The following is a 10,803-nucleotide window of genomic DNA, read 5'->3' as shown; positions in this document are numbered from 1 at the left end:
CGAATAACGGACTTTGCCGCCCCGTTTATATAGGGTCACCATACCGGTGCGACGGTTGAGCTCAAACAGTTTCCGGGCATCGAGTAATTTACGAAGTAACTTAGGTTTCCAGTAGCCTCGATTATAGAGTTCGAATTGGCCCCAGATGAGTAAGCAGGGGACTATCACGTAGAAAAAATAGCCTACAAAAAATGTAATCATCTCACCAAATGTTATTAGATAGGCGATTAACATAGTGAAAGCAATAATAGGAGTTATATACAGTACTGTAACTTTAGCTAATCCAGAAAAAACTAAATACACCCGTACCCAAATATTACCAGTCAAACCTTCTAACGCCTGTTCGTTCCAAAAACATTCCTGATTTGGAGCGGTTGCCTTCATTTTTTGCCACTGGCTGGGGGAAACTTGTGCGGTGCGGGTACTCACCGTTTGGGTTGGTCGGCTCCACGGCAGCATTCGTTGCCCGGCAGACAGTAAGCGCTGGGCGAGTGTTTTCTCCGGGCGAGGTTTCTGCGGAGGGACCTGATTGCTGCGATAGGCGTGTTGTTGATAAACGGTTTCACTCATGGATGGTTACCCTTGCTGTAATTGTGCTTGCGGAGCGGCCGGTGTCTCCGGTTGTGACTGACTGTCTGTTTGTTTATCAGCAGTGGTGAACTGATACTCTCGCTCGCGGGAGTCAGCCCAGAAATAATTGACCGGATGGCTCTTCGGCTCATTCATCAGGGTCTCCCAGAAGCCGACGGGCTGACCGTCATCAAAATCAGCAACCTTGATGCTAATTTTGCCCTCAGTCAAATGCCGCTGGGTTTCTTTAAATTCAGCCAACGGGGGCTGAGGGAAGACCATATTTTTTACTTCGACCTGTGCCAATACCTGAATATTGCGCTGGTAGCGTGTGATTGTTTGAGGAGATACCACACTCTCTTGGTTCGCATAGGTGTTTTTAAACAGATAAATGCGTTCTTCGGCGTTGATGATGGTTTCGGCTTCCTGAATCGGTTGATGCTTAATCACTTGCCACATCGGGCCCCTGAACCTTGCTGCTGTTTCATCGCCAAAGGTGCGTTTCATATTTTCTCTGGCTTCAATCTCACCCCTGTTTTCACTGACCCGCTCCAGCACTTGCCGGAATTTTACCTTGAATTGGATTTTATTATCCTGAACATTGAATAATTGCGCCACATTGGATTTGATCCGCACACAGTGAGTGATGCCGGTGGTTTTATAGGCGTGTCGTTGGGTGGCGCTAAATGGTGCTGCCTCAATGGGGTCAACCTGTATACGCAGAGAAACAAACAGGCTGAGTAACTGTTTATAGGCTTCTTCCGGCTGTTGGGTCAAAAAGGCATAGTCATCATCACCAGAGGCCGGATCTTCACCGAAGGGGCCATTTTTAATCCATGCTTCTAATGGCCCGTCGGTAAACAGATAGGTAATCAAAAAACCGGCTCCGATAACAATCAATGAGATCCAGCCGATCGGCCCCATACCTAAAAATGTCCAGGTAGAAGAGAAAAACAGCCCTGCTACCGAGCCGAAGACAACCCCGGTCGCCATTAAGGCTGTGCCCCAAGCCGCATCGTTATCTCTTCTGCCAAACAGGCGGATCATATCCCACACCATCAATCCGGCGGTCAGCAGACCTGCGGCACAGCCAACCAGCTCAAGGGCTGTCACCCGCCCAACCAGTTCAATACCGAGCTTGCCTTTCGGCCAAGCCGCTTGTGTCTCAGCACTTAACTGAAGTGCTGTTTTATCTGATAACGCAAATAATCGCCCAGTATTGGCTTTCATTAAATTTCGACTATGAACTGCAGCAATGGAGATATCTAATCCTGCACTAGCCAAATTGATACGAGAATACAGGTAGTCGTCATCAACATGGGTATATAAATAACTCATAGCATTCCAACAGTTCATCAACTCTATGCCCAAGACAAATAAAGGAATATGGAATTTCTCGTAGGCATTGGTTTTGGTGACATGGTCTTTAGATAAATCTGCGGTTTTGAGCTCATCAATCAGCTGATGGTTTTTCTTAATAAACAGGGCTGCTTCTGAATCGACATCTTTCAGCATGAGCAGTTGTAAATCTTCCTGAATATCCAGACTGGTGTTTTTGGGCATCCGGGCTTTGCTGGTTGACGCGATTTTCTCACCGTCCACAGACAAATCTCCGTGGGCAATCTGTCTGCCTTGTGTGTTGCGGTAACTCCCTGATGATTGCTCAGGACCAACACCGAATTTGACATCAGGGTTATCGAGACCAATTACAAAACCTTCAATTTTTTTACCTGTTACCGGGACAAAGGTCAGCGATTTTAAGGTATCACCACCAAACATTTTGGCCATGCCCACGGCATCGGTATAGAGCTTTTTAAACGGCATTGAGATGGTGGCTTGTTTTGTTTCAGCCAACGCTCCGGCTAATGTGGTTAAATCCAAGCCGTGTTGGAAATAGCTGCTGAGCATGGCATCGATAGCCCCCATAATACGGCGCACTTGCGGAAATTCTGATTGTTCCGCATCTTGGGAAATTCGAATTAACGTGCCGGCTTCTACCTGCTCAAGGCTTTCAGGTTTCATCTCCAGCCCTTGCGAGACAATTTTAGCCAGCAGAGCAACATTGATAATGCCGGAGCCGTCATTGGCTTCACCTTCCAGTTTCTCCAGCTCTTTTTTGTAAGGTGCAGTTTCTTCGACGGTATCTAAATATTTTTTGAGGGTTTCCTGAGTCTTTTTGCTCCCGAACAATACCTCTCTTAATGGATGAGAACTATCTTCGACAAAGATTTCATTGACCGATGCCAGTGAGGATGAAAAGTCACGACGTTTATGTTTTGGCAGCAACTGATCACATTGATCCGGGTCAGATAAGAGCGCATGGCGACAAGTATTGACCTGTATGAGTGCGCCCAATGCGTTACCGTTACCCATACTGATCATATCTTTTAGAGCGAAAGCGTATTTGTGGTCTTTCAGTCGCTCAAGGACTTTCTTTTGCAGGCTCCGCACATCATCACGTATTTTCTCTCGCCAGTGAAAACGCAAGGTCCGTTTAAACGGACTATGATCTTTCAAATCAACATGTTTTTTCTGTTTGTAGGATGGATTCTCTTGTTCTCCGAGTTTCGGGGTTAAGACGAATATCTGTAAAAGTTCAGCGCTTTTGTAGAAAGGCTGACTCATTGCATCCAGCTGAATCTGCTGTAAAAAGCTATTCGCGTATTGCAAGATTGCGAGGTGATGCCGCAGGTTGAATACGGGATCGGTTAAGTAAAGGACTTGCAGTTTTCTTGCTTTTGCATCGGCAAGATAATCTCCGGTCGCTTCGCCTTCCCATGAAGAAAAATCAGGCTCAGGGCCAAGTTTTTCGACCTTAGCATCTTTTTGTTTTTGCCAGAGGACCCGACCTAAAACCGAAGAACGTGCATCATACTCATAGTTCATTTCACTATAGGCGGTAAAGGCGTCATCTTTGCAGTATTCCTCACGCTCTTTCTGAGCCGATTGAAGGCGTGTTTGCAGAACCGCTCCGGATAGGTCTTTATTGAATGCACAAGGGTCAGCTAACTGAAGCTCTGAAACGTCGTCTCTGGCTCGCATTTCTAGCATATCGGACGCCCGGTTCAGGTCGTCAATCTGTTCCATTCGTACATTTAATTCGGATGGGTTTGCCTCTAGGTTGTTGATCCGCGCACCGCTCCACTGTACCTCTGAGAACGCCATGCGAATATCGGTTTTACGGCCATTCTCTTTGGCCGGGTACCAAATCTCTTTTAATGCTTCGCCCGTGACTTCACGTTTCGTCTCTGTTTTGACCGGCTGATCCCGGCCTTGCCGATAAGCAAAGAGGTTAACGTCTTTGAAACAGGGCTCTCCGGCATCCGTGGCTGAAACTTCTATTTCCCGCCAGATTTTGCCGTTGTAAGCAATATAGAGATAACCGTCACGTAAAGGGGCAATGCGCTCTTCAGGGGTTGCGTGCTCTTTAAATGTGGGTAACAGCGTCAGCGGGATAAATGAATGGAGCTGATATTTTTGCGGGCCTTTTGCGATCCGTTGAGTATGGCTGACATTGTCGAACAGCGGCAGCATGATCGGGCCATCGCTGGCTTTCACCGAGAGCCAGACATTGCGATTTTCTTTTTCCTGACACCAGTCCCAGCCGTAGATCGTCGTTTCAGCGAGGGCTTTGTCGGTATACTTCTTTCCCTCCAGCGCTGATTGTTGCTTCATATCGGTCAGATCATAGAACGCAAAATCCTGCTGAGTGTCGTGTTGGGTACCGGTGACTTCGATCAACAGCAGTTTGTTATGATCACATGTACAAGCCATAAGTTATAATCCTCTCGCCACGCGTTGTTCTAATTGTGCTATTTTCTGCTCCGGCTGGAGCGCTAAGAATTGCTCTTCCGGCTGGAAGGTATCTAAATAAAACTGGTTCTGCTGAGCCCACAGACGTAACTGGTTTTGCAGCGGTGCTGCTTGAATGTTGTGGTTGTCGCAGAAATGGGTAACCTGATGCTGACATAACCAGTCAATCTCACGGATATCAGACTGCTGCGCCCATGCTGCAATGGTTTTATCTTCGCTCAGGCGTGCCAGTGCTTGCGCTTGACCGGGCTGCATCACCCAGACATCCGGGTCCGCTTCACTATGCCCATCACCGACTTCGACCCAGCTTGGTGGCTCACTCAATTGTTGGCGATAGACCATTGCTGAGCAGCATAACCCAAGCCATCCACTGGTTTCTTCGGCGGCTGCCAGCGTGAAAAAGTAACTGGCAACCTGAGGATGATAGTAATGGAGCAGGCCGGTTGTATTACCTTCAAAATAAACTACCATCCGCGTACGCAGTTGATGGAGCACTTCGGCCAGCGACACCTGCGCCGGGGCAGAGAAGTAAAGCGTCTGCTCAGGCGGGAGTTTGTCGATCAGCGGGTCACCGCCGCCATATTTCAGGGCAATCACCAGCGGGCTCTCATCCTGTAAGGTCTCTAAAACGGTCATCAGGTAAAGCGGCTCAATCTGATGGCCGTCAATCCACTGATAAACCGCAGCCGCCAGCCCGGTATCACCGCGAACCACGGCATACCAGTTGACCGCCTGACCGTGATATTCGTGTGTTAAATTCAGCATGTTTGCCCATACCTCATAGTTTTTCTCTAGCCCATTGCCGACATAATAAGAGCAATATTATTCATCCCGATTTATTTCGTTTAGCTGCGGATTTTCTAAATGTTTTATCTTAACCGTCAGCCAGGTATGCAAGCGTAGCCAGAATGAAGGCGGTAGAGAAAATTCAGGTTGATATCCGGCTCTGTATGCTGTGCAGCTATTTTCTTTGTCACAAGTCCAATTATCATCGGAAATACTCGCCACCCAATCACTTGGCAATGGGGTAATAATCAAATTTTGCTGATCATTTAAGCGTTGTAGAATAAAAACGGTTCGGCTGGATGTTGGGACGATCAGCGCTTTATATTGACCATCCGGAGAATTGCTCACATAAGCCTTTTGTCGGGTATAATCAGGAGTCATCCAAATATCAAAACTGACCTTAAGTATCAACAAAATCAAAGCAAGAAGACAAAGACGTCGAACCCATTTCTCAGCAATATTTAGCAGCATATTTTTGACATCCCAGTGCCGAAACTGTTTACCGTAACTAATCATAAGCCCTCAACGAAACTGAAGCCCACCGTTTCTAGCCAGAGAAACAACAAAAACCCTTTTTTTCTTAATACAATTTGCTTTGGTTTTCATATCATCAAAGCAGAGCAAATCAGAATCCTCATCTGTCATATGATCGATTTTATACCCTGACCCAATATCCCAGAAACTTACTTCGAAATATCCGTTTGCATCCGGTTTTGGTATTCCATATTTATTTTTCAAATAATCTTTGTGTTCTTCCCACCAATAAATTTTCCCTTTATGAGTGATAGGAAAATGTTCCACAACAACTCTGCTCCATCTTCCATCTTGGTGAACATCAATGATTTTTACAGGCCTTAAAAGTGAAAATAAGCTATACCCCAAGACAAATATTATGATCATCCATCCCAGTTTTTTCATGGTCATGGTCGTATTCCTTTGAGTGTTATCAATGCATGCATTTCAGTGATAAAGGGTTTAAAATCAAATTCTTGCCAGCGTTGCAATACAAACCAGAGGCGAAATATACGGAACTGCTTATAAAGTGAATTATGAATATCTCTATCATCCAGCCCGAAATGATCCTGAACTCGATAGTGAATTGTTGCTGTAAACTGATCCCCATTAACCTCCAGAGATTGAAGAGTAATTTGAGTTGACCATGTATCATGAACACAAATTACCAATCCATTGGTGTAATCTTTTAAATCATCAAATTTAGGTAATATAGAACCAGAAATTGCTTTATGAAGAGCTTCCTCTTCATTAACAGGGTATTGCCCACTATTCCAATCAATATTGCTTGCTAAAGCTTTCTTAAGTTCCAGCAAAGAGCCATTTTCAGAATCATCCCCTTCAATCTGCTCTTTCAGCGCTTGATCCAGTAATGGAGAACTGAACGGCTCGCCGGTGTTCTTCTGCATATGCGTTATCATTTCATGAATGACATTTTTATAGGCACCATGCCATGAGAACATCTTCGCCAGGTCGCGAAACTCATCAAACATAATCTCTGACCGTTCGGCGAGGCTGAGATACTCTTCGGGTTGTTGAGAGTAGGGGTTAAAGCCACCAAAGTCGCCATAACTGGGATGAATATCCGGGTACTTCAGGCCTGTATAGGCATTGAGTTTGGCCGAAACATCTTTTAAATCGAACTGTTCTTTTAATGTCTGCTCATCATAATCCCCATGATGCATGTCTCTGGCATCCATATCGTCCATCTGACGTCTGGTTTCAAAAATCATGACCGGTGTGGCTAGAGGGATTTCCTGAGCTTCATTCTCGGCTTGGCGTCCTGCTGATGATTTGCCTTGAGCTGAGTTCTGGCCGGAAGCTGATGTAGCTGGGGATGTCGCCAAACTACTGGGGTCAAAATCACTAAACGGACATGGGCCGCCCACGGGGACTTTACAGACCGGTGTGACCGGGTTGCCAGTCAGCATATCTGCTTCAACCTGTTGAATCAGGTTCGGAGAATAAGGAATCAGCCGGGGTGATGCTTGTACCTCGCTTGCCGTAAATGACGGTGCCTGCGCCTCCTCCGGAGCTGTTAACGCAGTGAGGAGGTTCGGCATGGTTGCAAGCTGGCCGGCGTAACCGCTGCCGCTGCCGGCACTGCCGCCGGAGTTAAGGTTGATCGCACCGCTGACCACATGCACGCCGCCTGCATCGACTTTGATAAAACTGCCGCCGACTTTGACGGTGATTTCATTACCGGCATCGAGTACCACAGCATTTCCGGCCTTGAGGTGCACTTCGCTGCCTGAATCGACAATGGTTTTCTGGCCGACTTTCTGATGCAGTGAGGCATCGGTTTCGAGGGTGAGGTTATGTTTGATTGCGGTTCGCTGCTCACCGTCAATACTCAGATGGTCGTTGACCTGCACATGGCTGTAATGGTCATTTTCAACCGTGAGATGGCGGTCATGCTTAATCTGGGTGGTGCTGTCATTTTCAACCAGCGCTTCATAGTCTTTCTGCGCGTGGAGGTAAATCTTCTCGCTGCCGGACTGGTCTTCAAAACTTAATTCGTTAAAACCGGTGCCCTGATGGGTCTGGGTGCGAATCACGGTTTTGGTTTTGTGATCCGGCAGAGGATAGGGCGGCGTGTTGGTCGCATGATAGGTGCGCCCGGTCACCATCGGTTGATCAGGGTCACCGTTGAGGAAGGTGACAATCACTTCATGACCGATACGAGGGATCGCCATCATGCCGTACTGGGCGCCTGCCCAGCCTTGTGCGACGCGCACCCAGCAGGAGCTGTGCTCATCTTCGTTGCTGTAGCGGTCCCACGGGAAAGAGACTTTCACCCGGCCATGTTCATCACAGTAGATCTCTTCGCCTTCGGGGCCGACAACGGTAGCGACCATCGGGCCATCGACTTGCGGTTTTGGCTGGGGCTGCATACGCCACAGGGTTTCATTCGGGATGACGACAAACTGGTTGCTGTAAGTGGTGGCACCGCTGCCTCCGGACTCTTCCAGTGCCTGGGGCTGACTGCCCTGATGGTCAATCCCGACAATCAGCCAGGGGCGGTTCATTGCACTATCAAGATGGTCGGCTAGTGTAAACACCACCCCGGCCTGAAGTTTGGCTTCGTTACTTTTACCGGCTGCGGTATGACTGGTGCGGCGCAGATGTTCGAGCTTAATCTGACTGAAGGCTTTGCCGCTGGCATCGTCTTTATAGCGCCCCGGTGCATCGTAGTGTTGGTAGTCCGGCAACTGATAGGCCATGTCACTGCCAAGTGCCGACTGTTTAAAGCTGTAAGAGGGCTTTTTAAAACTATAGTCACGCTGCGTCACTTCGGTAACTTCGGACTGTTTGGTCTCACGCATGGCGGAGACATACGGGGTGTCAGCCACACCACCGGACAGTACGTTATACGGCACAGTACCGCCCAGCTGAGTAAATCCGGCACTGTTATCGGTGACGACTAAGGTATGTTTTTCGGCCTCGTGGCTGAAGGTGTACATTAAGCCTTCTTCTGCCGCCAGCCGGTGGAAGAACTCTAGGTCGGTCTCCCGATACTGAACACAGAACTCCCGCGGTGCACATTCGCGTTTGACGGAGAAGGCGTAGTCGGTGATGTTCATTTCCGAGAGGAGCATCGCCAGAATCTCAGGGACGGTTTTTTGTTGGAAAATCCGGCTGTTGTGGCGCAATGACAACCGCTCAAGCGCGGGCACCAGTGTCAGGGAATAATAAGTGTGATGATGGCCGGTATCACCGCGGCTGAAGCTGCGCACAATGCCGTGGACTTGCTGCACCACTTCGCCATTGCGGATGACTTCCAGCACGGCTGCGGTATCAACCAGTTGCTCGGCACTGATGCCGGAATCGCGGCTGGCCAGCTCGATGTGATAGCGAAAGCCATACACCGGGTTGCCCTGTGCATCCAATGAATCAGAGATAGATTCATGTCCCTGATAGTCACGGACGACCAAGGCTTCACCGACACCACTGACAAGACGGAAGTTCAAAGTCCCCATAGTTTTTTCCTGACATTGTGAAATAAGCAAATGATGAAGATGAACTGCTCTGTCTGAATGTGGATGCGTTTATCTATTTATTTTTGCAGACGAAAACAGAGCCAGCGCTATTATAACGAAACGGTTATATGAATCCTGATGAAAACAAAAATATGACTGATAAATGAGAAGAAAAGCGATTTTCCTGAAGGGAGATCTCACTTTTATAGAGATAGATAACAGTGTGAAATTACTCGCAAAATAATGACACACCCAGTGTGAGCAAAGTATGAGATTTTACTCTATGACACGCGCTTTATTTTCTTATGACTCGTCAGCAAAATAGACACCGCTTACCCTGAATTCGCACCGATAAAATTCGGTGTCGGGATTAGGAACCCTGCGTAAAAACTCAAGACATATAGACGTCGGTATATACAGACTTTACTATATGCAGTCTTGCACACCTAAATTATGGTGGACTGGACAGGCTGATTTCGGTCAGGCCGTTTCCTTGAGTGCGGTAGTTCCTAACCTCGTTCAGTTCACCACTCGAAGATTAGGAACCTTTGATTGGTGATAGTCTATAACCAACTCAGGGAGTTACTTATGTCAAACTCACAATCTAACCTTGATTTACACCTGACTGCTCGCGGTTATCTGATTGATTTTCTTGCTACCAGCACCGCACCTTCCGTTGACCAAAATGAATTGCGTGAGATTCTGCTATTTCTCAATAATCTGATTACGTTTGATGAGATAAATTTGATTAAAGAAGACGTAGAAGGGATTTAATGGAGAAAAGGGGGATCAGGTTGCTGATCCCCCTTATTGTAGTATTTAAAAAAGGCATGTGCCAATTGCCAAAATAATCTGTTAATAATTTTTCTAATGGCTGATAATAATGATTTTTAGCATTTTCAGTGACTAGTCGTTCCAGCTCTTTATGCACCTCTTCTGAGCTGTCTTCATCGTACTGAAGCAGATAATACTCTGCTTTTTTATCGCCTTTCTCTGCCCGCTCTTGCAGTAGTTTTCGCCCGAGTTTTCCCCACTTTTGATCACAGTAACCGCTCATAAACATCTGGCATTCACGGTTGTTGCTATCTAATCGGAGTGCGGCATAGGGATTCCCCAGCTCGGCTGACTTCTGGAATAACTTGGCCGCCGGGCCACTGGAGTAGTAGCTATCGTCATAGGTGATTTGAGCCAACCAATACATCGCATCAGCATTGCCTTGTTCGACTAAGGGGTGCAACAGCTCTTCGGCTTTTCCCTGCCGATGTCTTTGAATATATAGCAGGGGCTCATACAGCGGATCTCCGGGACGATAGGTACTGGAGATATACGGGTCGGGGTTAAATGGCTGGCTTTCCTGAGCCATTTTCAGCAGCTCAGTCAGTACCTTGGGGCCTTCCGCTTGGCGGGACTGAAAGCCTGAAGGGATCGCCAGATAGGCCATCAGTCCGCCGGCCGCTAAAATAATTACACCAGCGATGGTCAGCAGTGTTTTGTAAATCAGTTTCTTATTGATATTCATGCTTTAAAGTGTCCAGCTTTTTTCTTTCCACGGGTTGTAGGTGGTTTTGTTCCAGAAGTATCCTTTGTCTTTTCTCGTCTCTGGTTTTGAGCATTGTATGATGCGCTGAATGTTTTCGATCTC

The 10,803-nt window shown here is 47.3% G+C and carries 8 protein-coding genes and 1 pseudogene; 1 reads left to right on the top strand and 8 read right to left on the bottom strand.

The window, feature by feature from the left end; all coding sequences use genetic code 11:
- From VRK_RS21360 to VRK_RS18665, 7 genes and pseudogenes are all read right to left on the bottom strand, one after another.
- Window positions 1–570, bottom strand: a 570-nt coding sequence (locus VRK_RS21360; protein ID WP_197413186.1) for a hypothetical protein, incomplete at its 3' end; no start/stop codon positions are given.
- A gap of 6 nt (window positions 571–576) precedes the next feature.
- A complete protein-coding gene (locus tag VRK_RS18685) occupies window positions 577–4,344 on the bottom strand; it encodes a toxin VasX (RefSeq protein ID WP_059123013.1) in 3,768 nt (1,255 codons plus the stop codon).
- A 3-nt stretch (window positions 4,345–4,347) separates the two neighbouring features.
- The gene (locus VRK_RS18680) at window positions 4,348–5,148 is read right to left on the bottom strand and encodes a DUF4123 domain-containing protein (protein WP_059123012.1); all 801 of its coding nucleotides are present in this window, start codon (window positions 5,146–5,148) and stop codon (window positions 4,348–4,350) included.
- Window positions 5,149–5,205: 57 nt separating this feature from the next.
- Entirely contained in the window at window positions 5,206–5,685 is a 480-nt protein-coding gene (locus tag VRK_RS18675; RefSeq protein ID WP_059123011.1) for a hypothetical protein, read from the bottom strand.
- A gap of 6 nt (window positions 5,686–5,691) precedes the next feature.
- Complete coding sequence (locus VRK_RS18670) at window positions 5,692–6,093, bottom strand: DUF943 family protein (RefSeq protein ID WP_059123010.1); 402 nt, start codon at window positions 6,091–6,093, stop codon at window positions 5,692–5,694.
- Window positions 6,090–7,070 (bottom strand): YPO3983 family protein, encoded by a 981-nt coding sequence (locus VRK_RS21535; protein WP_269431955.1) that lies wholly within the window; start codon window positions 7,068–7,070, stop codon window positions 6,090–6,092. The genes VRK_RS18670 and VRK_RS21535 overlap by 4 nt, the downstream gene beginning before the upstream one ends.
- Window positions 7,062–9,161 (bottom strand): annotated as a pseudogene (locus VRK_RS18665) (type VI secretion system Vgr family protein); the annotation flags it as partial. The gene VRK_RS21535 and the pseudogene VRK_RS18665, both read right to left, overlap by 9 nt.
- Window positions 9,162–9,749: 588 nt before the next feature.
- On the opposite strand from VRK_RS18665, the gene VRK_RS18660 reads away from it, so the two are divergent.
- Window positions 9,750–9,935, top strand: coding sequence for a hypothetical protein (locus tag VRK_RS18660; RefSeq protein WP_059123009.1), 186 nt, complete (start codon window positions 9,750–9,752; stop codon window positions 9,933–9,935).
- Here the strand turns inward: VRK_RS18660 and VRK_RS18655 are convergent.
- Window positions 9,910–10,680: an SEL1-like repeat protein gene (locus tag VRK_RS18655; protein WP_059123008.1), complete on the bottom strand. Its 771-nt coding sequence runs from the start codon at window positions 10,678–10,680 to the stop codon at window positions 9,910–9,912. The genes VRK_RS18660 and VRK_RS18655 overlap by 26 nt on opposite strands.
- Between the last annotated feature and the right edge of the window lie 123 nt (window positions 10,681–10,803).

The sequence above is a fragment of the Vibrio sp. MEBiC08052 genome (assembly GCF_001506075.1).
GTDB lineage: Bacteria > Pseudomonadota > Gammaproteobacteria > Enterobacterales > Vibrionaceae > Vibrio.
Note: the sequence above shows the minus strand (reverse complement) of the source record. Positions and strands in the feature narration are given on the sequence as shown.

Bases quoted from the DNA above. Each gene is read 5' to 3' on its own strand.
- VRK_RS18685 (WP_059123013.1), bottom strand. From the start codon at position 4,344: ATGGCTTGTACATGTGATCATAACAAACTGCTGTTGATCGAAGTCACC.
- VRK_RS18680 (WP_059123012.1), bottom strand. From the start codon at position 5,148: ATGCTGAATTTAACACACGAATATCACGGTCAGGCGGTCAACTGGTAT.
- VRK_RS18675 (WP_059123011.1), bottom strand. From the start codon at position 5,685: ATGATTAGTTACGGTAAACAGTTTCGGCACTGGGATGTCAAAAATATG.
- VRK_RS18670 (WP_059123010.1), bottom strand. From the start codon at position 6,093: ATGACCATGAAAAAACTGGGATGGATGATCATAATATTTGTCTTGGGG.
- VRK_RS18660 (WP_059123009.1), top strand. From the start codon at position 9,750: ATGTCAAACTCACAATCTAACCTTGATTTACACCTGACTGCTCGCGGT.
- VRK_RS18655 (WP_059123008.1), bottom strand. From the start codon at position 10,680: ATGAATATCAATAAGAAACTGATTTACAAAACACTGCTGACCATCGCT.